Origin of the sequence: Arcobacter vandammei (assembly GCF_016106035.1) — a bacterium.
Taxonomy (GTDB): domain Bacteria; phylum Campylobacterota; class Campylobacteria; order Campylobacterales; family Arcobacteraceae; genus Aliarcobacter; species Aliarcobacter vandammei.
The window spans coordinates 1-23,322 of the sequence record NZ_JADKPZ010000017.1; the positions used below are offsets into that span (position 1 = coordinate 1).

At 27.1% G+C, this 23,322-nt stretch carries 25 protein-coding genes; 12 read left to right on the forward strand and 13 right to left on the reverse strand.

Features of this window, described 5'->3' with window-relative positions; all coding sequences use genetic code 11:
* From IQC44_RS09440 to IQC44_RS09465, 6 genes are all read right to left on the reverse strand, one after another.
* The coding region (locus IQC44_RS09440; protein ID WP_198306117.1) for a hypothetical protein at positions 1–266 on the reverse strand (266 nt) is incomplete at its 3' end.
* A 179-nt stretch (positions 267–445) separates the two neighbouring features.
* On the reverse strand, positions 446–937 hold the full coding sequence (locus IQC44_RS09445; RefSeq protein ID WP_198306118.1) for a glycine zipper 2TM domain-containing protein: 492 nt from the start codon (positions 935–937) through the stop codon (positions 446–448).
* A 64-nt stretch (positions 938–1,001) separates the two neighbouring features.
* On the reverse strand, positions 1,002–1,340 hold the full coding sequence (locus IQC44_RS09450; protein ID WP_198306119.1) for a hypothetical protein: 339 nt from the start codon (positions 1,338–1,340) through the stop codon (positions 1,002–1,004).
* Entirely contained in the window at positions 1,328–2,521 is a 1,194-nt protein-coding gene (locus IQC44_RS09455) for a sensor histidine kinase (protein ID WP_198306120.1), read from the reverse strand. The genes IQC44_RS09450 and IQC44_RS09455 overlap by 13 nt, the downstream gene beginning before the upstream one ends.
* Positions 2,478–3,146 (reverse strand): response regulator transcription factor, encoded by a 669-nt coding sequence (locus tag IQC44_RS09460; RefSeq protein ID WP_198306121.1) that lies wholly within the window; start codon positions 3,144–3,146, stop codon positions 2,478–2,480. Before IQC44_RS09460 ends, IQC44_RS09455 begins: the two co-directional genes overlap by 44 nt.
* The gene (locus IQC44_RS09465) at positions 3,136–3,378 is read right to left on the reverse strand and encodes a DUF1104 domain-containing protein (protein ID WP_198306122.1); all 243 of its coding nucleotides are present in this window, start codon (positions 3,376–3,378) and stop codon (positions 3,136–3,138) included. Before IQC44_RS09465 ends, IQC44_RS09460 begins: the two co-directional genes overlap by 11 nt.
* 216 nt (positions 3,379–3,594) lie before the next feature.
* Between IQC44_RS09465 and IQC44_RS09470 the strand changes: the two genes are divergently transcribed.
* Entirely contained in the window at positions 3,595–5,124 is a 1,530-nt protein-coding gene (locus IQC44_RS09470; protein ID WP_198306123.1) for a sensor domain-containing diguanylate cyclase, read from the forward strand.
* Between the two features lie 22 nt (positions 5,125–5,146).
* On the opposite strand, the gene IQC44_RS09475 is transcribed toward IQC44_RS09470, so the two are convergent.
* Genes IQC44_RS09475 through hemL form a run of 4 tightly spaced genes read right to left on the reverse strand, consistent with a single transcriptional unit; the run spans position 5,147 to position 7,607 of the window.
* The gene (locus IQC44_RS09475) at positions 5,147–5,728 is read right to left on the reverse strand and encodes a hypothetical protein (RefSeq protein ID WP_228286319.1); all 582 of its coding nucleotides are present in this window, start codon (positions 5,726–5,728) and stop codon (positions 5,147–5,149) included.
* The gene (locus tag IQC44_RS09480; protein WP_198306124.1) at positions 5,688–5,999 is read right to left on the reverse strand and encodes an AtpZ/AtpI family protein; all 312 of its coding nucleotides are present in this window, start codon (positions 5,997–5,999) and stop codon (positions 5,688–5,690) included. The genes IQC44_RS09475 and IQC44_RS09480 overlap by 41 nt, the downstream gene beginning before the upstream one ends.
* 7 nt (positions 6,000–6,006) lie before the next feature.
* On the reverse strand, positions 6,007–6,318 hold the full coding sequence (ppnP, locus tag IQC44_RS09485; RefSeq protein WP_198306125.1) for a pyrimidine/purine nucleoside phosphorylase: 312 nt from the start codon (positions 6,316–6,318) through the stop codon (positions 6,007–6,009).
* Positions 6,319–6,326: 8 nt separating this feature from the next.
* Positions 6,327–7,607, reverse strand: coding sequence for a glutamate-1-semialdehyde 2,1-aminomutase (hemL, locus tag IQC44_RS09490; protein WP_198306126.1), 1,281 nt, complete (start codon positions 7,605–7,607; stop codon positions 6,327–6,329).
* A 107-nt stretch (positions 7,608–7,714) separates the two neighbouring features.
* On the opposite strand from hemL, the gene IQC44_RS09495 reads away from it, so the two are divergent.
* Complete coding sequence (locus IQC44_RS09495; protein WP_198306127.1) at positions 7,715–8,503, forward strand: energy transducer TonB; 789 nt, start codon at positions 7,715–7,717, stop codon at positions 8,501–8,503.
* Between the two features lie 5 nt (positions 8,504–8,508).
* Here the strand turns inward: IQC44_RS09495 and IQC44_RS09500 are convergent, their stop codons facing one another.
* Positions 8,509–9,618, reverse strand: a complete 1,110-nt coding sequence (locus tag IQC44_RS09500) for an FtsW/RodA/SpoVE family cell cycle protein (RefSeq protein WP_198306128.1) — start codon at positions 9,616–9,618, stop codon at positions 8,509–8,511.
* A 19-nt stretch (positions 9,619–9,637) separates the two neighbouring features.
* Between IQC44_RS09500 and IQC44_RS09505 the strand changes: the two genes are divergently transcribed.
* From IQC44_RS09505 to IQC44_RS09535, 7 genes are read left to right on the forward strand one after another with little or no spacing between them, the layout of a single operon-like run.
* Entirely contained in the window at positions 9,638–10,624 is a 987-nt protein-coding gene (locus tag IQC44_RS09505; RefSeq protein ID WP_198306129.1) for an RluA family pseudouridine synthase, read from the forward strand.
* On the forward strand, positions 10,572–11,831 hold the full coding sequence (locus IQC44_RS09510) for a fibronectin type III domain-containing protein (protein WP_198306130.1): 1,260 nt from the start codon (positions 10,572–10,574) through the stop codon (positions 11,829–11,831). Before IQC44_RS09505 ends, IQC44_RS09510 begins: the two co-directional genes overlap by 53 nt.
* A 16-nt stretch (positions 11,832–11,847) precedes the next feature.
* Positions 11,848–13,047 carry a tRNA (guanosine(46)-N7)-methyltransferase TrmB gene (gene trmB, locus IQC44_RS09515; protein ID WP_198306131.1) on the forward strand — a complete coding sequence of 400 codons (1,200 nt, stop codon included), beginning with the start codon at positions 11,848–11,850 and terminating at the stop codon, positions 13,045–13,047.
* Positions 13,044–13,706, forward strand: coding sequence for a cell division ATP-binding protein FtsE (locus tag IQC44_RS09520; protein ID WP_024775299.1), 663 nt, complete (start codon positions 13,044–13,046; stop codon positions 13,704–13,706). The genes trmB and IQC44_RS09520 overlap by 4 nt, the downstream gene beginning before the upstream one ends.
* The gene (locus IQC44_RS09525) at positions 13,693–14,511 is read left to right on the forward strand and encodes a cell division protein FtsX (protein ID WP_198306132.1); all 819 of its coding nucleotides are present in this window, start codon (positions 13,693–13,695) and stop codon (positions 14,509–14,511) included. The genes IQC44_RS09520 and IQC44_RS09525 overlap by 14 nt, the downstream gene beginning before the upstream one ends.
* Positions 14,504–15,838 (forward strand): murein hydrolase activator EnvC family protein, encoded by a 1,335-nt coding sequence (locus tag IQC44_RS09530; protein ID WP_198306133.1) that lies wholly within the window; start codon positions 14,504–14,506, stop codon positions 15,836–15,838. Before IQC44_RS09525 ends, IQC44_RS09530 begins: the two co-directional genes overlap by 8 nt.
* Complete coding sequence (locus tag IQC44_RS09535; protein WP_198306134.1) at positions 15,835–16,770, forward strand: hypothetical protein; 936 nt, start codon at positions 15,835–15,837, stop codon at positions 16,768–16,770. Before IQC44_RS09530 ends, IQC44_RS09535 begins: the two co-directional genes overlap by 4 nt.
* 9 nt (positions 16,771–16,779) lie before the next feature.
* Here IQC44_RS09535 and IQC44_RS09540 read toward each other — a convergent pair whose 3' ends face one another.
* The gene (locus IQC44_RS09540) at positions 16,780–17,373 is read right to left on the reverse strand and encodes a M48 family metallopeptidase (RefSeq protein ID WP_198306135.1); all 594 of its coding nucleotides are present in this window, start codon (positions 17,371–17,373) and stop codon (positions 16,780–16,782) included.
* Between the two features lie 84 nt (positions 17,374–17,457).
* Here IQC44_RS09540 and IQC44_RS09545 point away from each other — a divergent pair, with 84 nt between their 5' ends.
* Both IQC44_RS09545 and IQC44_RS09550 read left to right on the forward strand, forming a co-directional pair.
* A complete protein-coding gene (locus IQC44_RS09545; protein ID WP_198306136.1) occupies positions 17,458–18,627 on the forward strand; it encodes a pyridoxal phosphate-dependent aminotransferase in 1,170 nt (389 codons plus the stop codon).
* 1 nt (position 18,628) lies between these two features.
* On the forward strand, positions 18,629–19,513 hold the full coding sequence (locus IQC44_RS09550; protein ID WP_198306137.1) for a cation diffusion facilitator family transporter: 885 nt from the start codon (positions 18,629–18,631) through the stop codon (positions 19,511–19,513).
* 170 nt (positions 19,514–19,683) lie between these two features.
* Here the strand turns inward: IQC44_RS09550 and IQC44_RS09555 are convergent, their stop codons facing one another.
* Entirely contained in the window at positions 19,684–22,260 is a 2,577-nt protein-coding gene (locus tag IQC44_RS09555; RefSeq protein ID WP_198306138.1) for a bifunctional aconitate hydratase 2/2-methylisocitrate dehydratase, read from the reverse strand.
* Between the two features lie 299 nt (positions 22,261–22,559).
* On the opposite strand from IQC44_RS09555, the gene IQC44_RS09560 reads away from it, so the two are divergent.
* Positions 22,560–23,321: a M48 family metallopeptidase gene (locus IQC44_RS09560; RefSeq protein WP_198306139.1), complete on the forward strand. Its 762-nt coding sequence runs from the start codon at positions 22,560–22,562 to the stop codon at positions 23,319–23,321.
* Position 23,322 lies beyond the last annotated feature (1 nt).

Consider the following 23,322-nt stretch of genomic DNA (forward strand, 5'->3'; position numbering starts at 1 on the left):
AAAACTATCTTTACATCTGTATCTACTATATCTTCTACTTCTATTTTTTCATTACTTACAAATGTTATTTCATATTCATATACTTTATTTACTCCACTTCTCCCTTCTAATGAATAGATTGAATAATTCCCATCTGTATTTTCATATAAATCATTACTATCTTTTAAATAATAGTTATTTGTTTTATAGTTTAATAGTTCTAATCTCGCTTTTATCTCTTGGGTTTGTTTATTATTATTTATTAAGTCTATTTGGAATTTATTCATGGAAAGCTCTTTATAAGATTTATATATTTAATATTTCAAATTAGAAAATTAAATAATTAAGAATATTAGTACAAAATAATTTATAAAGATATTAAATTTGAGATTTTTTTTGATAATTCAAAAAATTTAGCTTAAATCGATGATATTATTTATATCTTAACCCAAAGCTTTGCTTTGAGTTATCTTTTGTGATTATCGTAGTGTTTTGGTTTATAATGTGGTTGTGGTGGTCTATGATGGCTTGGCTTGTAGTTTGGTCTTGGTGCAAAATGATATGGCCTATAATATCCTCTATCATAAAATCCACCAACATAATTTATTGAAATTTGTGGATTTGCCCTATAATATGGGTCATTATAGTAGTAATTATTTACAACTGTATTGCTTCTTTCATACCCACCATCATAATAACCATTATTATATTGAACACTATTTGGGTTTCCATAATAGTTATTTGAAACATAGTTTTCATTTGCTCTTGTGCTATTTGCTACAACAGCCCCTAATATTCCACCAGCAACTTTTGCAGCATCTTTTCCACTTCCATGACCAATTTGGTTTCCAATAGCAACACCTAAAGTTGCACCTATTACAGTATCCAATCCTATTGAGTTATTATTTGCAAAAAGTAAAGAGCTTGAAATTAAAAATATTGATACAACTTTTTTCATAAACTATCCTTTAAAATTATAATTATGAAAGATTAGCTTTGATTTGTGAAAGTATTGTGTAAATTTATTTTAACTTTCCAAATAAATTATACTCTTCCCAGTAACTATCCAAAGCTTCTCTTAAAGCTTCATCACTTAATTTTGTCTTTTTCTTCAAACCAAATCTTTTTATAAGAGATTCAGACATCAAACTTTTTTCTAATGTTGGATTTTTTATAAATTGAAACATAGCCTCTTTTACATCATTTTCACTACTATATTCAAGTAAATATCTATAAAAATATTTATCAATACTAACAGGAATTTTATTGTGACAAGCTACACAATTTTTTTCATATATATTTTTTTGATTTGAAAATGAGAAACTAAATATTAAACATAAAAAAACTACTACTCTTGCCATTTTATTTTTATCCTTGTTCCTACATCTACTTTTGATATAACATCTATTTTAAAATCATACTCTTTTGCTATCATAGATACTATATTTAGCCCTATTCCAAAGCCACCTACACTTTTATCAAATCTTTTGTATCGTGTAAATAAGCTTTTTAAGTTCTCTTTACTAAGCCCTTTTCCGCTATCTTCTATAACTAAAAGCTTCTCTTTCAAACTAACTTTTATAAAACCTTGGAATTTATTATATTTTATTGCATTTGATAAAATATTATCTATTAATTTTGCTATCTTTTTTGCATCACAAACTATTTTAATATCATCTTTTATATCCAAAATGAACTCTATTTTCTTACTACTTGCTATTGATTTAAAAAAATCAACTCTTTGGTTTAAAATCAAAGATAAATTAAGCTCTTCATTATTTGAGATTATTTGATTATTTAAAGATATAAATGTCAAATCTTCATAGATATTTGATATAGTTTTAGCCCCTATTTCTATACGATTTATCTTTTTTGCTAATTTTTCATCTATACTATTTTTATCAATCATCTGTATATTTGACAAAATTGCAGCAACAGGAGTGTTAAGTTCGTGTGTTGTATCTTTTATAAATCTATCAAGCATTAAAATAGACTCTCTCATAGGTCTTAAAAATAGCTTTGCAATAAAATAGCCAATAAAAAGTAGAATAAAAAATGATAATAAAAACCAAAAAATTATTCTATATTTAATTTTAATAAACCAGATATTATCATCTTTTATTTCAACTATCACATATTTACTTCCCAAATAAAAGGCCTCTGGTTCTTTTATTAGATGAATATATCCATCTTTTAAATAGATAACTTCATCAAGTTTCACATCTCTCATATTTAAAGTTGAAAAAATCATCTTTTTTGAGCTATCGAAAATTGCTGAATTAAACTTTTCATCTCTTGGATAAATATCCGATTTATCAATATTTATATGTAATTCTTTTAAGTTTAATATTTGATGATTTGAGTAATTTTGTAAGGTTTGTCTTTTATCTTGAAGCATTAAATCTTTTTTAAATTGATAATATAAAAAAGAGATAACACCAAGTATAACTAAAACTAAAATTGAGTAGATTAAAGAAAACCCAATAATAGTTCTAGTTTCACTCTTGGATAAATCTATACCCGAGTTTTTTAAGGCTAACAATTGTATCTTTTCCTAAAATTTTTCTAAGATTTTTTATATAAGTTCTCAAAGAGTTATCACTATACTCTTCATCATAATCCCAAACAAAATCATAAATTCTATCGTGAGTTAAAAGTTCATTTGGGTGTTGTAAAAATAGTTTTAAAAGTTTTAGCTCTTTTAGATTTAATTTAATCTCTTCATTATCGCATTTTAGCTCACTTGAAATTGCATTAAAAGTGATATTTGGAGCAAGATGAATTAGTTCATTTTTCTTTGCAAACTCTTTTTTTATAAGTGTTTGAACTCTTAATTGAAGCTCTTTTAACTCAAATGGTTTTCTAATATAATCATCACAACCACTTAAAAACCCCTCTTCCAAAGAGTCCATTGAGTTTAATGATGTGATAAATATAGCAGGAGTTGTTTTTCCATTTTCTCTTGCTTCTTTTAAAACTTCAAAACCATTTTTATTTGGAACATTTACATCTAATAAAAATAAATCAAAAGTTTGCTCATAAATTTTGCTTATAGCATCTTCTCCATCATAAACACAAACTACATCAAAACCTTCATCTGTAAAATATTCAGCAACTGTTTCGCTTAAATTATAATCATCTTCAAGCAATAAAATTTTACTCTTCATCTTCAATTATCTTTCTTTCTGGAATCTCTTGTAATCTCTTTTCATATTGAATTTTCTCATTTAAAGTCATTTTTGGAACTCTAAATTCAAGCTCTTTTTGAAAAGCAACTCTATCTTTCTCATCAACGAAACCAATAATTTCAATTAGTTCTTGAGTACTCATTTGGCTAAAATTCTCTTTTGCAAAAGCCAAACCAAATAATAAAAAAATAACTAAAAAACCTTTTATCATAAAACCCACTTTTTTATTTTAATAGTATAAAAGAACTGTATAATAATTGTTTATTGTAGCAAAAAAACAAAATTATTAAAAGTGATTGATTTAAATCAATGAATTATTTAATTTTTTTGTTCTAATTTGTATTTAAATTAGAAATTTAATTAATCTTTAACATCAAATAAATTATTATTCTATATCTTAGCCTTAAAATACTATTATGGAGCTAATTTGAAGAATATTAAAAAATTATTTTTTATACTTATATCTATTGCTTTTATTGAAACATCTATATTTATTTTTTTAAATAATTTAAATTTACAAAAAGAAAATAGTGTAAAAGAAAAATATATAAATAGATTAAATACCCATATAAAGGCTATTTTAAACTCAAATGAAAGTATATCTTCTATTATTATAAATGAAATTATAAGTAAAAAAGAGATACAAAATATTTTAAATAATATAAATAGTGAAGATGAAAATGTACAAAATCAAACTAGAGAAATATTATTAGAAATAATCACACCAACATTTCATAGATTAGTTTTAGAAGGTTTTAATCAATTACATTTTCATAATAAACAAGGGAATAGTTTTTTAAGATTTTATGGGAAAGATACTTTTGGAGATAATGTAATAAATCTAAGAAATAGTATAAAAGAAGTACATAAGACAAAAAAACCTCAATTTGGTTTTGAAGCTGGACTAATGCAAAACGGTTTTAGAAATGTATTTCCAATTTTAATAGATAATAATTTTATAGGAACTATTGAACTTTCAAACTCTTTTGATAATATTCATCATACTTTACATAAAAATTTTCCATTTGAGTATAAATTTATAATTTTAAAAAGCTATTTAAATTCAAATATGGATGAAGCTCAAATTAAGAAAAATTACATAACTTCACTTATTAATGATAATTTTTATGAAGAAAAATTTAGTGATTGTAATATAAAAATAATAGATAAAAATATTTTAGATAAGATTAATACCAAAATGAAATTTGATATAAAAAATAGATTAAATAATTTTGAAGAGTTTGTTACAAATATCAAATTAGAAAATAATAACTATATATTAAGTTTTCTACCATTAGAAAGTTTTGATAAAACTACAAATATTTATATAGTTTCATATTTAAAAGACAATGAAATTGCTGAAATAAAAAATAATTTATATATAAACTTCTTTATAGTAAATTTAATTATTATCTCTTTAATAATTTTATATCTTTTAAGAATAAATTTTCTTGAGAAAAATATTTTTATAAAAAAGGCTTATACAGATGCTTTAACAAATCTTTTAAATAGAGCAAAATTTAATTTTGATATAAATGAAATAATAAATAATAGAAAATTAGAAAAATATAGCATAATCATGTATGACATTGATTTTTTTAAAAGAGTTAATGATAACTATGGTCATGATATTGGTGATATTGTTTTAAAAGAGTTCTCAAATATCACAAAAAATAGTTTAAGAAGTGATGATTTAGTTTATAGATGGGGAGGAGAAGAGTTTATTGCTCTTATTAAATCTACTTCAAAAGATGATTTATTTAAAATAGCTGAAAAGATTAGAGTTAATGTTGAAAATTATAATTTTACAGGTATAAAAAATATCACTAGTAGTTTTGGAATTACAATAGCATCTAAAAATGATTCTATAGATAGTTTAGTAAAAAAAGCTGATGATGCTTTATATAGAGCAAAACAAACTGGAAGAAATAAAGTTGTTTTCTACGAAGATTTATAAATTTAAAAAGTTTTAAAACTTTTTAAATTTTCTTGCTTTTTACAAAAACTTTAGTTATTAAAACTCCAAGAGGAACTATACTAAGCCCAATAATAAAGCTAAGAGGAAGAAGAAGTTTATTATTATTTAAAGCAAAAAAGCCAAAAATCAAAAATCCATATCCTAAAACTCTATAAATAGATACAAATCCCCCTGCACTAAAAACTGTATTTTTCAAAGAGTTTTGTTTTACTTTTCTCTTCTCATCATTTATTATCTCTTTTATCTTTTCAGGTGTTAGTTGTTCTTCTGGTATCTCTTCATATTCACTATATAAATCATAAGGATCATCTATTTCATCGATTTTATCTCGTTCATCTGCACTTATTTTGTTCTCTTCAATATTTTGTAATCTATTTTGAATATTTCTTTTATATGACAAAAAAGAAGCAAGAGTTACAAAAAGTGAAGAGAAAAATGCAACTTGAAGATTTAAAACCCAAATAGAGTTTTGGAAAACAAATCCATAAATAGTAAGGCAAAGGTTTAAAACTATAAAAACCTTTGCAAAAGATAAAATATCTCTATTTATCATCGTCTTCATCATCAAATGACTTATCCCCATATTTTGCTCTATGGGCATATCGTGGGTCATTTTCCATTCCGTCATAAACTTTTTGGGCTCTTTTATATGCTCTATATACATTTAGCCCTGCTGCTACAATTCCCCAAAAAATTCCAAGCCAAAGTGTCCATGTATAACCTGTAAGATGTTTAAGACCTAAGCCAATTGCTACTCCAATAACAATAGCAGCAACCATAGAGATACCAACAGATAAGCTATCAAGTGCTTCTATTTTATCTCTATGTTTTGGTTTTTTTTCTAACTCTTCCATATAAGCCCTACTTTATATATGAGCAACAGTAATCTGTAAGCTCTAAAACTTTTATATCAAAACTTGAATTAGCAGGAACATCAAAAGAAGTTCCTGCTTCATATCTTTGCCAAGTGTCGCTATGCTTTAATCTAACTTCAACAATACCTGATATTATCTCCATATTTTCAGCCTCAACTGTACCAAAAACATACTCTCCAACATTCATAATTCCTAAGCTTTTTTTCTCACCATTTTCAATAAAAGTTCTACTTGTAACATTTCCATCAAAATAGATATTCGCTTTTTTTACTAATTCTACATTTTTGTAATTTTGCATCTTTTTTCCTATAAATTTTTCATAACTTCTTTAGCTGCTTTTAGACAAGCATCTATATCTTTGTTTGTAATTTTTGTGCAAATAAATCCTGCTTCATATTGGCTACAAGCAAAATAGAAACCTCTTTTAAGCATTTCATGGTGAAAAGTTGCAAATCTTTTAAAATCACAGTTTCCAACCTCTTTGAAGTTTTTTGGCTCATTTTCACAAAAGAAAAACCCAAACATACTTCCTCTTGAGTTTGTTTGAAAACCAATGTTGTTTTCATCTGCAATTTTTTTAAGACCGTTTAATAATCTTTTAGCTTTTTTATTTAAATCATCATAAATCTTTGGATTTTTCTTTAATTTTCTAAGACTTTCTAAACCTGCTGCCATAGCAACTGGATTTCCACTTAGAGTTCCTGCTTGATAGATTTTTCCCTCAGGTGAAAGATGACTCATAATCTCTTTTCTTGCTGCAAAAGCACCTACTGGCATTCCTGCACCTATTACTTTTCCAAAAGTTAAAATATCAGCTTTTATATCCAAAATCCCACTTGCACCTTTTAAAGATGCTCTAAATCCACTCATAACTTCATCAAAAATCAATAATGCTCCGTATTTATCACAAAGCTCTCTACAAGCTTTTAAAAACTCATTTGAAGCAGGTACAAGTCCCATATTTCCAGCAATTGGCTCAATAATAATACAAGCAATATCATTTGACTCTTCAAAACATTTTTCAAGTTGTTCAATATTATTGTATTCGCAAAGTAGTGTGTGTTTTGTTAAATCAGCTGGAACTCCTGGGCTACTAGGACTTCCAAAAGTTGCCATTCCGCTTCCTGCTTGAACAAGTAGTGAATCACTATGTCCATGATAACAACCCTCAAATTTAATAATATCATTTTTGTTTGTAACACCCCTTGCAAGTCTTATCGCACTCATAGTAGCTTCTGTTCCAGAACTTACAAATCGCACCTTATCGATATTATCAAACATCTCTACAATCTCAGAGGCAAGTTTTGTTTCAAGATTTGTAGGAGCTCCAAAACTTAAGCCTTTTTTTGCAGTTTTAATTACAGCTTTTTCAATATCTCTATCACAATGTCCAAAAATCAGTGGTCCCCAACTTTGTACAAAATCCACATATTTGTTTCCATCAATATCGTAAATATATGCACCTTTTCCTTTTTCTATAAAAGGAGGTGTTCCACCAACACTTTTAAATGCTCGAACTGGTGAATCAACTCCACCTGGAATTACTTCACAAGCTTTTTCATAAGCTTTAATAGACTTTTTAAACATTAATTTTCCTAATAATAATTTATTATTTATTGTACAATAAGATATATTAGCAATACTTTATCTACTTACTAATCACTATTTTAAATATTTTTACTATAATTCGAACTATGAAAAATATAGTTTTAGCATCTTTAGTATCATTGTTAATCCATCTTCTTTTTTTCTTAAATTTTAAATATGAAAAAAATGAACAACAAAATGAAGAGAAAAAGTTTGAAAAAACAGATATTAAATTTGTAAAACTTGAAGAGAAAAAAGTAGAAGTTCCTGTAGAAAAACCAAAAGAAGAGCCTATTTCAAAACCAACTCCACCACCAACTAAAAAAGAGATACAAAAACCTATTATTAAAGAAGAAAAAGTTGTTAAAAAAGTAGAAAAACCAAAAGTTTTAGAAACTCCTAAAAAACCAGTAAAAAAAGAGATTGAAAAAGCAAAAGAGTTTCAAAACAAAGTTTTAAAAGAGCAAGTTGTAACAGATAAACCAAACATTCAAGATAAAACTTTAGAAAATTTTTTATCTCAAAAAGAGCCTGTAAATAAAGAGGTATTAACTGAGTTAGAAAAACTTTATGGAAAAGAGTTTGATACTTTTACAAAGGTTCAAAAAGCATATTTGGAAAAAAATTTAAATAATTTTCAAATAATTACTCAAAGAGTTTTAAATCGTATGGGTTATCCAAAACTAGCTGCAAAACTTCAAATTGGTGGGGTTAATATTGTTGAGTTTATGTTTCATCCAGATGGAAGTATCACAGGGCTTAAAATCACTAATTCATCTGGATATACAATACTTGATGATTATAGTTTAGAGTTAATAGAAATAGCCTATAAAGACTATCCAAAACCTACAGAAAAAACAAAAATTAAGTTTCAAGTTTTTTATAGAATCTTTTAAAATAGCTACAATTTCCTATCATAGCTATACAAATCCATATATCTAAAAGCTATTAAATTTTCCAATATAGCAATAGTTACAACAAAATTTATAAAAGAGCTTCCACCATAAGAAAATAGTGGCAAAGGAATACCAACAACAGGGGCAAAACCAATAACCATTAAAATATTTACACTCATATTTAAAAAAATAAGTAAGGCTAAACCACTTGCAAAAACTTTGACTACAAAATCTTCTTTAAAAAAATAATTTATAGACAAAAGATGAAATATCAAAAGAGAGTATATTACTATCAAAGTAATAGCTCCCAAAAACCCATATCTTTCAACTAAATAAGCAAAGATAAAATCGCTAGTTGAAATTGGCAAAAATTTTAGTTGAGTTTGTGTAGCTTCATTGCTATCTTTACCTGTAAGCCCACCTGAACCAATGGCAATAACACTTTGCTGAACATGATAACTAGGTTTTTCAGCAACAATAAAATCATGAATTCTCTTTTTTTGATAATCTTTAATCCCATAACTATAAATAAAAGGAGAACTAACTCCTAAAAAAATAATAATTGTAGCCCAAATTTTCCAATTTACTCCAACTAAAAAAAGTATTCCATAACCAACTAAAAGTAAAACTAATGCTGTTCCTAAATCTGGCTCTTTTGCAATCAATACAAAAGGTAATAAAATATAAAAAGAAAAATATAAAAAATCTTTAAATCCATAGCCATTTTCAGGTGGTTGTCTTACTTGGATTAAATAACCTAACATTAAAATAAAAATAGGTTTTATAAGTTCTGAGGGCTGAATTGTGGCATGAACAAATGGCAATTCTATCCATCTTTTAGCACCCAATTTTGAAACACCAAAAAGTTCAACAGCTACAAGCAAAATAATTCCAATCCAATATAAAAATGGAATAATTCTAAGTCTTCTTCTAATTGGTAAAAAAAATACAATTATAAAAACTATCAAAGAGAGTGAATAGTACATTAGCTGTTTATTAGCTAGTAATTCGTTTGTTTCACTAATTAAATGATATGATAATAGTATCAAAGGTAAAACAAACATTATTAACAAAAAGTCAAAGTGTGAAATAATTCTTTTATCTAGTAAATGCATAACAAAAGAGTATCATAATATGTATAAATATTTTATTGCAACAAATATAGAAAGACTTGATAAATTTCTAGCTTTAAATATAGAAGCATCAAGAAATCAAATAGAGCAATTAATCAAAAAAGAGTTTGTAAAAGTTGATGAAAAAATCGTAAATAAAACTGGCTTTAAATTAAAAGAAAATCAAAAAATTGAGGTTTTTTTACCACAAAAAGAGCTTTCAAATACAAAAGATGAAGAGTTTATAAAAGAGTCTTTAAAAGATAAAAATGTAGAGATAATTTATGAAGATGATGATATTTTAGTCTTAAATAAACCTTATAATTTAACTGTTCACGATGCTCCTAGTGTAAAAGATGCAACTTTAGTTGATTGGCTAAAACTAAAAAATATTTCACTATCTACAATAAGTGGCGAAGAAAGACATGGAATTGTCCATAGACTTGATAAAGGAACAAGTGGTTTAATAGTAATTGCAAAAACAAATGAAGCACACACCTCTTTAGCAAAGCAGTTAGAAGACAAAAGTATGGGAAGATATTATCTAGCTCTTATTGATATGCCGTTAAAAGATAATTTAATTGTGGAAAAACCAATAGCAAGAAACCCAAATAATAGATTAAAAATGGATATTATAGAAAATGGAAGATATGCAAAATCTGCATTTTATAAAATATTTTTAAGTGATAATGAAAAATATGAGCTAATATCTTGTAAACTTTTTACAGGTAGAACTCATCAAATTAGAGTTCATCTAAACTCACTAAATAGGCATATTATAGGAGATACTTTATATGGATTTAAGGGCGAATTAAATAAAATAAATAGATTTTTTTTGCACGCATATATCTTATATCTTACTCATCCAACAAAAAATATAAAGATGAGCTTTTGTGCAAATTTACCAGATGATATGAGTAATTTTTTAAAAACTAATTTTTCTAAGGATTTTATAGATGAAAAAATTGATACAAGCAACATCATTAACAACTTTTCTAATCTTAGCTAGTGGTGGTTGTAGTAACCCATTAGCCTCATTAAACAGCCCAACTACACCAACTGTAAACCAATCAGTTCCAACTGTAAACTACTCTTCAATCAAATCTCTACCTGATATGATTTCAATTGGTTTTGAGTGGCAAAAAGTAGATGATCCAAGAGTTGTTGGATATAACTTTTATAGAACAGAGATAAGTAAAGGTGAAACAACTTTAAAACTTATAGCAAAAATTGATAGTAAACATGCAACTCACTATGTTGATAAAGGCTTAGAGCCAAAAACAAAATATGCTTATCAAATATCTTCAAGATTAAGCGATGGAAGTGAATCACCTACAACTGATGCCTATATAGCTGAAACTCTACCAAGAATTAAACCAGTAGCTTTTGCTCAAGCTGTTTCAAATCTTCCAAAAAAAGTAAAACTTCTTTGGGAGCCACATCCTGATCAAAGAGTAAGTTATTATAGAATTGAGAAATATAACACAACTTTAAATGAATGGATATATTTAACAACAATAAATCAAAGATTATCAGCTGAATATATTGATACTGGACTTAGTAATGCAACAGCTCATAAATATAGAGTAAAATCATTTACTTTTGATGATGTAGAATCTGCCCCAACAAAAGTTTTAGAAGCAACAACAAAACCAGCTCCAAAACCTGTAACTGGGGTAAAGGCTTCAAATAATATTCCAAAAAAAGTATTTTTAACTTGGAATGCTTCAGCAACTTCTGATGTAGTTCAATATGAGATTCATAGAAGCTCTTATGAGTCATTTGGTTATAAAAAAGTAGGAACAGTTCAAGCCCTAGAATATACAGATAATATCGATTCAGATGGGAAAACTTACTACTATAAAATAATTCCTATTGATAAAGATGGCTTAGAAGGTGATTTTGATTACACTCCTACAAAAGGAGAGAGCTTAGGAAAACCTGCGAAACCTACACTATCTCAAGCAACACTACAAGGTGGAGTTGCTGTTTTAAATTGGTCTAGTGTTTCAAAAGCAGTTTCATACACTGTTGTAAAAAAGACTAAACAAAATTTCTTTCAATACAAAACAACAAAATTTGACAATATAAGTGGAACAAGCTTTCAAGATAGTGATATTATAGATGGAGTAGAGTATAAATATAGTGTTAAATCTGTAGATGAGTTTGGATTAGCTTCTGATGAATCAAACGAAATAAGTTTAACAAAAAAATAATTATACAAGAGAAAGAATGCCACATATACTATTTGAAAAAAAAGAGTTAATATCTACACCCTCATCTATTGATGGTGTAGATTTTGAGTTTATAGCAAAATCCTTAAATTTTATATCAAATGATAGAAAAATTGAGTACAAAGTTGCAACAAAATATAAAGAAAAAGAGTTTTTATTAGCAATTAAAGAAAAAGATGAAAACTATATTATAAAGTCAGATAAAGTTACAAGACTTTCACCTGTTGGATTGATAAAAGATGGTTTAAATGCCTATGTAAAAGAAAATGGTGCAAAAGTTCTATTTTCAAATACAAATAGTTTTAAACAAGATAACAATGAAGAAGAGAAGCATAAATATTTAAAAGATATTAACTATTTTGTAGATGAGTTTAAGACACAAAAAGAGATAAATATAGAGATTGGTTTTGGAAGTGGAAGACATCTTTTATATCAAGCAAAACAAAATCCAAATATTCAGTTTATTGGGCTTGAAATTCACTATCCATCAATTGAACAACTTTTAAAACAACTTGAACTTCAAAATATAACAAATGTTTTGGTTGTAAATTATGATGCAAGACTTTTTATGGAGTTTATAGAATCAAATCAAGTTGGAAAAATCTTTGTTCATTTTCCTGTTCCTTGGGATAAAAAACCACATAGAAGAATTTACTCAAATGAGTTTGTAAATGAGGCTTTAAGGGTTTTAAAAATTGGTGGAACACTAGAGCTTAGAAGTGATAGTAGAAACTATTTTGATTTTTGTTTAGGATTACTTACAAACTTACCAAAAGGAAAAATAAGTATTGATATAAACAAAGATTTAGAGGTTTCTAGTAAATATGAAGATAGATGGAAAAAACAGGGGAAAAATATCTATGATTTAGTTTTAACTTCGCATGAATTTGATGAAAATATAGATTTATCTTATGATTTTTCTTTTGAGAATAGTTTAGATTTAAAAGAGATTATCACAAAAATTCCACAAAAAGCAGTTATATTTAATAACTTTTTTGTACATATTGAAGAGTTGTATGAAATAATAGGAAAAAATAACTCATATTTAATAAAAGTAACTATGGGGAATTTTGATAGACCAGTTACAAAATACATTATAATACAAGAGAAAAAAGCATCATATTATCAAGGAAACCCGCTTCCTACAAGCTCAAATATAGATGCACATAAAAAATTAAAAGAGATTTTATTTAAATGATTGAAGCGACAAATATCTATTTAACTTATGATGACAATAAATATATTATAAAAAAAGGAAATTTCTCTATAAAACCAAAAGAGTTTATCTTTATTGGTGGAAACTCTGGAAGTGGAAAATCTACACTTTTAAAATCTTTTTATGGAGAAATTCCTATAAAACACGGAAATTTAAAAATAGCAGGACAAGAAGTTTTTGGAATTGGTGGAAAAAAATTAAGACTTCTTAGAAAAAATATTGGAATAATTTTTCAAGATTATAAACTTGTAAATGAGTTTACAATTGAAGAAAATATTATGATTCCACTAAAAATAAATGGTTACTCAAACGAAGTTTCAAAAGAACAAGCAAATAAACTTTTAGCTCATGTAAGACTTAGCCACAGAGCTGGTTATTATCCAAATGAACTAAGTGGTGGAGAGCAACAAAGAGTTGCAGTTGCAAGAGCTTTGGCACATAATCCAAAAATTATTATTGCCGATGAACCAACTGGAAACCTAGATGATTATTCAGCTGATTTAGTATGGAATTTATTAAAAGGTGCAAATGAACAGTTAGGAATTACTGTTGTAGTTGTAACACACCGAGTTCCTAGAAATTTAGGTATAAAATTTAGACAATTATCAATAGATGATGGGATTATTTATGAAGTCTCTTAAAAATATTTTTGCATTCTTAATTCCACTATTATCAATGTTAATAGCATTTTCAATATATTTATTAATAAATAATGTAGTTACAAACTATCAAAGTAAGATTTCAAAAGATTACTCAATAATAGTAGTTTCATCTTCTGTTTTAACTAAAGAAGCTATGCCAAAATTAGCTGGTATAAATATAGATTCTATTGTAGCTTTACCAAATGATAAGATTATTGAAAATATAAAAACAAATCTTTCAGATAACTCTATTGAGTTATTAAAACAAAAACTACCAAATTTTTACCAAATACACTTGGAAATTTTTCCAACAAGTAGTGAATTAGAAGAGATAAAAAATATTCTTTTAAAAAATAAAGATATAAAAAAAGTAGAAGTTTTTTATAAAAATCATAATCAAATCTATCTACTTTTACTATTAATAAATAGTGTATCTTTTATATTATTTTTTATTATTACAATATTCGCAATAATTATTATTGCAAAACAGATAAAACTTTGGTTTCACGAACATAATATTAAAATATCTATTTTAAGGCTTCATGGAGCTTCAATAATTTATAGTGCTACTTCTATTTTAAATTATGCAATGCTTAGTGCTTTTTTATCTTTTATTATTAGCTCTATTTTCTTGATTTATGTTTCAAATAATATAGGTGTTTTGTTTCCTCAAGAGTTGCAAGAGATTGTTGATATAAAAATAAATTTATCTATAGAGATTATTAAACTATTTTTACTATCATTTTGTATCTCAATTTTTACCATTTTTGGTGTTTTATTAAAGTATAAGATTAGCAATGATTAGAATATTTTTTACACTAATTTTCTCTTTTTATTTGTTACAAGCATCAACTATTGATAAAAAAATACAACAAAATAAAAAACAGCTAGATAGTACAAAAAAAGAAGAAGAGACAAAAAGTATAAAAATCAAAGAACTTGCTGATAAAATAGAGTCTCAAAATAGTAATATTTCAAATCTTGAAAGAGATATAAAACAGGTAAATAGTGATATTGATGAGCATCAAAAACTACTTGAAGAGTCAAAAAATAAGCTAACAGAATTAAAATCTAAATCAAATAAACTAATACAAGAAAAAACTACAAGTGAAAGCCAAATTGTAGATACTATTGTAGAAGAATTTTCTATTTCAATTGCTTTAAAACTAGCTTCAGAGGACTCTTTACAAGAGTTAATAGATAATGAAATATATACTCTTTTAGCACAACACTCTAAGGATAAGATTTCTAAAATCAATAATAATTATAATGTAATTACAAATGATTCAACAACAAACCAAAAAGATATAGAAAAAATTTCATCTTACATAAATGATAGACAAAAAACAAAAGATAAATTAACAAGCTTAAAGAAACAGCACTCTAGCTCTTTAGGAGATTTAGAAAAACAACACAAAGCTTATCAAGAAGAGTTGAATAAAGTGGTAAAAAACCAAGAAAGTATTAAAGATCTTCTTTCTCAACTAAATATTTTAAAAGCAGAAGAGATAAAAAAAGCTGAAGAGTTAGCCAAAGCAAAAGAGGAAGCAGAGAGAAAAAGAAAACTTGAAGCTTTAATGAAAAGCAAAAAAAATGAACCAACAAAAGAAGAAGATTCTACTGTTAGCGAAACTAAACCAGAAGTTCAAACAGCAGAAACTAGAAACCAAAAGTTTGCAAAAAATTTAAATCTTGATGTAAAAAAAGTTGGTTCATCAACAGATGGTATTAAAATTACAAAATACAAAGGTTCAAAAACAATAGCTCCTTTAAAATCTTTTAAAGTTGAAAAAAATTTTGGTACATATTATGACCCTGTTTATAAAATAAAATTATTTAATGAATCTATTGTTTTAAGAAGTACAGAACCTCAAGCAAAAGTAGTATCAGTTTTAAGTGGTAAAGTTGTTTATGCAAAGAAAAATGTTGGAATGCTAGATAATGTTGTAATCATTCAACACGAAGGTGGGCTTCATACAATATACTCTCACTTAGATGATATAGCCCCTACTTTAGTTGTTGGAAAATGGGTTCAACAAGGCTCTGTTGTTGGAAGGGTAAATGAGAGTTTATCTTTTCAAGTTACAAAAGATTCAGCACATATAGACCCAAAAGATTTGTTTAAGATATGATTTTAAAAAAAATTATTATAAAAGACCAAAAAGAGCTTTATAGACATAAGAACTATCTTCTTTCTTTGGATTTAGAGTTTGATAGTGTAAAAAAAGAGTACTCAAACAATAGTGAATTAGAGCTAAATATAGAACTTGAATTAATCGATTTTCTAAAACATCATGAGTTTAAATTTAGCTTTGTAGAAGATGAAATAAATGATTCTAATAAAATTATTTTAGCTTCATACAAAACAGTAAATATAGATGAAAATAGCATTTTTATAATAGAAAAAAAAAGCAATAAAAAACTATATCTAATTCATAAAGATGAAGATAAAATTTTAATTATAGATTTAGTAAATGAACTTGTAAAATCATATAAAAGTAGCAGAGAAACAAACAAATTATCTATTGAAACACTTAGAATTTTGGCTTCAAATCAAGATGATTTTAAAGAACTTTTTTCAATATTTTCTATCTTAGAAAATCAAAATAAAGAGGATTTATTACTTCTTGATAGATTAAAAAAATTTAAATATTTTTGTATTTCTAAAGTAAAAGAGCAACAAAAAGATATGTTTTTATGCAACTGTGTAACTGGTTTTTTCCCAGAAACTAGCTTTTATATAAAAGGTGATAGGATTTTTTCTGATTATACAGGATTTTTACTACCTTTTGATTTAGAATTTAAAGTTTGGAAATATCTATATCATAATAGAAATTTTATTGGTATTTACAAAGAGCCAAGCTTACAAGAGCTATTTTTTGGAAGAAAAATCTATACTTTAGATGAGTTCTCTCAAAAAGTTAAAAGATTAATAGTAAATGCAAGATTTACACAAAATAATCTAATCCAAATTACACTATCAAATGGAATTACAACACAAAAAGTTTCAAAAGAGTTTACAAAAGAAGAACTTCTAAAAAGAGTTATTGAAGCTAGAGATTAAGCACTTAATTTATAAAAGAGCTTTGAACTCTTTTTCTATTTGTCTATAATTTGGCGAGTATTTTTCAACCAATCTCCAAAAATCTTTTGAGTGATTTTTATGTTTAATATGAGCTAGTTCGTGAACAACTATATACTCCATAATATACATTGGATATTTCATAAGTAAAATATTAAAATTCAACTCATTTTTATAATTACAAGATCCCCAAGTTCTTTTATTTTTTCTATATGAAATTTTTGTAGGAAATAGTTGCATAAGATTTGAGTATTTTTCTACTAATAGGGGAATTATTTTTTGAATTTCATTCTTATAAAAATTGTCTAAATTTTTTATTTTAAAATTTTTCAATTCTTTTTTTTCACCTAAATATAAAAAGAATCCTTCCTCAATTGTTTTATTTTCAACTCTTTTTATATTTTCTAAAATCCACTCTTTTTTTCTATTAATTAAATCTTTTGCATCATAAATTGTGAAATATCTATTTGCTTTTATTTGCAATAAATTTTTAGATAGGATTCTCAAATAACAGTGTTTTATATGCTTTTTATTTTGTAATTCAACACTTATTACATTTTCATTTAAACTAATTTGAAAATTCAAAAAAAAACCTTTAAGTAAATTTTAGATAAAATCCGCACGATTATACCATAAGTGTAATGATAATTAAATTTTAGGAAGACTATTATGAAAATTGCAGATAGAATGGAGAAACTAGCTCCTTCACTTACTTTATCTATAACAGCTTTAGCAAATGATTTAAAAGCTCAAGGTAAAGATATTCTAAGTTTTAGTGCAGGTGAACCTGATTTTGATACGCCACAAGTTGTAAAAGATGCAGCTATTAAAGCAATTAATGAAGGAAAAACTAAATACACAGCTGTTGAAGGTATTAAGCAAACTAAGCAAGCAATTATCAATAAATTAAAGAAAGACCACAATTTAGATTATAAGTTAGATGGTATTGTAATAAGTAATGGAGCAAAACATTCACTATTCAATTTAGCACAAGCATTAATTGATGAAGGTGATGAAGTAATTATCCCAAGTCCATATTGGGTTACTTACCCAGAATTAGTTGTTTATAGTGGAGGAATTCCTGTATTTATTGAAACAGATGAACATACAGATTTTAAAATTACTGCTAAACAATTAAAAGAAGCAATTACTCCTAAAACAAAAATATTAATGTTAAACTCTCCTTCTAATCCAACTGGCTCAGTTTATTCAAAAGAAGAGTTATTAGAATTAGCAGAAGTTTTAAAAGGAACTAATATCATCGTTTTATCTGATGAAATGTATGAAAAACTAATCTACAAAGGTAAAAAATTTACTGCTACTGCTGAAGTTTCAGAAGATATGTATAATAGAACTGTAACTATAAATGGTCTTAGTAAATCTGTTGCAATGACTGGTTGGAGATTTGGATATGTTGCATGTCCAGATGCAAAATTAGCAAAAGCTATGTCAAAACTTCAAGGTCAAGTAACTTCAAATATAAACTCTATGACTCAATATGCAGCTATTGTAGCTCTAGAGGGTGATGCTGATAAAGATATCGAAATGATGAGAATCGAATTTGAAAAAAGAAAAGATTATGCAGTAAAAGCAATAAACGATATTGAAAAATTATCATGTTTTGATCCAGATGGTGCTTTTTATTTATTCATCAACATTAAAAAGTTTTCAAATGATTCTATGAAATTCTGTGCTGATTTACTAGAAAGTAAAGGAGTAGCACTTGTTCCTGGCCTTGCTTTTGGAATGGAAGGATATGTTAGACTATCTTTTGCCACAAGCATGGAAAATATTAAAGATGGAATAAACAGAATTAAAGATTTTGTAGAAAATAATTAATATGTCTCCTCAAAAAAAAGCAACCGTTGTATCTTCTACCGTTGCAGCAATTCTTACTATTATAAAATTAGCAGTAGGGCTATTTAGTGGCTCTGTTGCTGTTTTAGCCTCTGCCATTGATTCAATTTTAGATATGTTTGTATCAATTTTCAACTATTTTGCTATTTCAAAATCAGAGAAACCAGCTGATAAAACTTTTAACTATGGTAAAGGAAAGATTGAAGCTTTAGCATCTGTAATTGAAGGAACAATTATTTCAATGTCAGGGCTTTTTTTATTATATCAAGCATTTTCAAAATATAAAAATGGAGAAGTATCAAGCTACCTAGAAATTTCAATTTATGTAATGATAGCTTCTTTAGTAATTACAATTGGACTTGTTTTATACTTAAACTACATAGCTAAAAAAACTCATAGCATGGTAATAAAAGCTGATGCTCTTCATTACAAAACAGATGTTTTCAGTAGTATTGCAGTTTTATTGTCACTTTTATTAGTGTCTTTAACAGGATATGAACTTTTCGATGTAATAATTGGTAGTTTAATAGCCTTATATATCATCTATTCAGCTTATAATTTAATTCATAGTGGAATCATGGTATTACTTGATAGAGCGTTGGATGAAGAAATGGTAATAAATATTATTTCAATATTTATGAGTCATAAAGATGTTCATAGTTTTCATCATCTAAAAACTAGAGAAGCTGCAAATAAGATTTTTGTAGAAGCTCATTTAGTTTTTTCGGATACATCAATCTCTTTAGTAAAAGCACATAAAATTAGTGATTTAATTGAAGATGAAATAGAAAAATTAAATGACAAAAAAGAGTGGCATATTACAATACATTTAGATCCTTATGACGATTCAAAAGTTCAAAGTAAATAAGTTTTAATACTTTTTATTTTGAATTACCTCTTCAAATAAACAATCCACATTATTATTTTATATATTTATAAAACATAATTAATATACATCGACTAATAATAGAAAACTTTACAAATAAAAAAGCCCAAGATTAAAAATCTTGGGCTTCAAATTCTTTTAATATATAGAAATTATCTAGAAGTTAAAAGAGTTGTTAAGTGGTCTGCAGTTACTTGATGGAAGTTTAAGTATTTATAAACTCCATCTTTGTTGCTCTCATTGATTTTTTTAGCAACAATATCTAAATACTCTTGAACATTTGGAAGTCTTCCTAAAAGTGCAGCAACAGCAGCAACTTCAGCAGAACCTAAATAAACTTTAGAATCTTTTCCAAGTCTGTTATCAAAGTTTCTAGTACTTGTACTAAATACAGTTGAACCAACACCAACTTGTGCTTGGTTACCCATACATAAAGAACACCCTGGAATTTCTATTCTAGCACCTGCAGCTGCAAATGTTGCATAGTATCCCTCTTGAGTTAATTGTGCTTCGTCCATTTTAGTTGGTGGTGCAACCCATAGTTTTGCTTTAGCAACACCCTCACCTTTTAATACTTCTCCTAAAGCTCTAAATAATCCAATATTTGTCATACAAGAACCTACGAATACTTCATCAATATTTTTTGGTCTGTTATCATCAGCTAAGATTTCAGATAAAGTAGCAACATCATCTGGATCATTTGGACAAGCTAAAATTGGTTCTTTAATTTCATCTAAGTTAATTTCAATTGTAGCTAAATATTCAGCATCTGCATCTGGCTCTAATAATTGAGGGTTTTTAATCCACTCTTTCATTTTATCAGCTCTTCTTTGAAGAGTTTTAGAATCTTCATAACCTTCTTCAATCATTTTTTCAATTAATGCAATATTTGAAGATAAGTACTCAATAATTGGTTCTTTGTTTAATTGAACAGAACAAGCTGCTGCAGATCTTTCAGCAGATGCATCTGATAATTCGAATGCTTGCTCAACTTTTAAATCTGGTAAACCTTGAATTTCAATAATTGTTCCAGCAAAAATATTTTTCTTATTTTTCTTAGGAACTGTTAAAAGTCCTTGTTTAATTGCATAGTATGGAATAGCATTTACTAAATCTCTTAAAGTAATACCTGGTTGCATTTTACCTGTAAATTTAACTAAAACAGATTCTGGCATAGTTAAAGGCATCATACCTGTAACACCTGCAAATGCAATAAGTCCTGATCCAGCTGGGAATGAAATACCAATTGGGAATCTTGTATGAGAATCTCCACCAGTTCCAACAGTATCTGGTAAACATAATCTATTTAACCATGAGTGAATAACACCGTCACCTGGCTTAAGTGTAACTCCACCTCTTGAATTAATGAAATCTGGTAAAGTATGTCTTAATTTAATATCTGCTGGTTTTGGATAAGCAGCTGTATGACAGAATGATTGCATAACCATATCAGCACCAAAAGATAATGCAGCAAGTTCTTTAATCTCATCTCTTGTCATTGGTCCAGTTGTATCTTGTGATCCTACAGTTGTAGCGATTGGCTCAACATACATTCCTGGTTTAACACCCTCAACACCACAAGCACGTCCTACCATTTTTTGTGCTTGAGTATAACCTTTTCCATTATTTGCTGGTTGCTCAGGAGCAATAAATGCTGTTGAAACACTTAATCCTAAAGCTTCTCTAGCTTTTGCAGTTAAACCTTTTCCAATAATTAATGGAATTCTTCCACCTGCTCTCATCTCATCTGTTAAAGTATTTGGGCTTAATTTAAAAGTAGAAACAACTTTTCCATCTTTTAAGATTTCACCAGCATATGGTTTTAATGTAATAACATCTCCTGTTTCAATACTATCAACATTTGCTTCAATTGGTAAACATCCTGAATCTTCTGCTGTGTTAAAGAAAATTGGTGCGATAATTGAACCAATTACAACTCCACCTGTTCTTTTATTTGGAACACCAGCAATATCTCTTCCCATATGCCATTGAACAGAGTTGATACCTGATTTTCTTGAACTTCCAGTTCCAACAACATCTCCAACATATGCAAGTGGGTGTCCTTTTGCTTTTAATTCAGCCATTTTATCAAGTGGTTTTTCCATTCTTGATTGTAACATTGCAGTTGCGTGTAATGGAATATCTGCTCTTGTAAATGCAACAGTTGCAGGAGATAAATCATCTGTATTTGTTTCACCTGGAATTTTATATACAGTTAAAGTAATCTCTTCTTCAAGTGCTGGTTTATTTGTAAACCACTCAGCATTTGCCCATGATTCAATAACTTCTTTAGCTTTTGCATTTCCAGAATCCATTAATGATTTTACATCATTAAATGAGTTATAAACAAGAATTGTATTTTTTAACTCTTTAGCAGCTGCATCAGCAACTTCTGCAACTTTTAGTGCTTCAACAAGTGGTGGTACATTATATCCTCCCATCATTGTTCCTAAAATTTCAATAGCTTCAACTTTTGAAATAACAGAACATGCAACTTTACCTTGAACTATATCATTTAAAAAAGCAGCTTTAACATAAGCAGCATCATCAACACCTGGGTTGATTTTGTTTTTAAAAAGATTTAATGCATATTGTGCATCTTCAACTTTGCTAGCTTTTAAAAGCTCCACTAAATCAGCAGTTTGAGCAGCTGTAAGAGCAAGACCTGGTAATCCACCTTCACTTGTTCTTTGTGCTTCGTGTGCTTTATACTCTTGTAATAAACTCATTTTTTCTCCTATTAGATTTTAGAATTTGAAAAAATTATAGCACAAAGAGTTTAATTATATTGTACAGTTTCTGTAAAGATTTGTACAAGTTTATATTTTGTAAATAAAAGTTACATATTGCAACTAATAAAGCTTTTTAATCAATATCAAATATCAAAAAGGAAATTCGTATATTTAAACTATGTACAAGATTTGTACAATAATATATATTTTTGTTCATTTATTTTTTTGAGATAATTTAAGAGTTTACTTATTAAAAGTAGAATAAGATAATAAAATTTATTATACAAAGGAAGTTGATGAGTAAATTTAAACAAAGCATCTTATTTTTAGCTACTATTTTTATCTTAACTGGATGTACAAGTAAAACTCCATATACAAACCGTTCTCAAATGATATTTGTATCAAGTAGTGAAGAGATGGCTCTTGGAGAAAAATCTTATAAAGAAGCTTTAAGTGAAGCAAAAGTTATAAATAACACACAAGATTCAAAAAGAGTTAAAACAATTGGTCAAAGAATTGCACAAGTTTCCCAAAGAAGTGATTTTAAATGGGAATTCAACTTAGTTGAAGATAGTCAAGCAAATGCTTTTTGCCTTCCAGGTGGAAAAGTTGTAGTTTATACTGGAATTTTAAAATTTGCAAAAAATGATGACCAACTTGCAACTGTAATTTCTCATGAAATAGCTCATGCACTTGCCCGTCATGGAGCTGAAAGAATGAGTCAAGGAATGATACAACAAGGTGTTGGAATGGTTGGAAATGTTGTTTTAGGTGCAACTGCTCCTCAATATCAAAATGCTTTTAACCAAGCTTATGGTTTAGGAACAAACTTAGGTGTTATGCTTCCTTATGGAAGAATGCAAGAAAGCGAAGCTGATGAAATTGGAATACATCTAATGTATAAAGCTGGTTATAATATAAATGAAGCGGTAAATTTTTGGAAAAATATGAGTGAAGGCAAAAGTGGTGGAAGTGATTTCTTTTCAACACATCCAAGCTCATCTACAAGAATAAGTGATATTCAAAAAGTTATAAATAAAATTCAAAGTAAAAAATAAG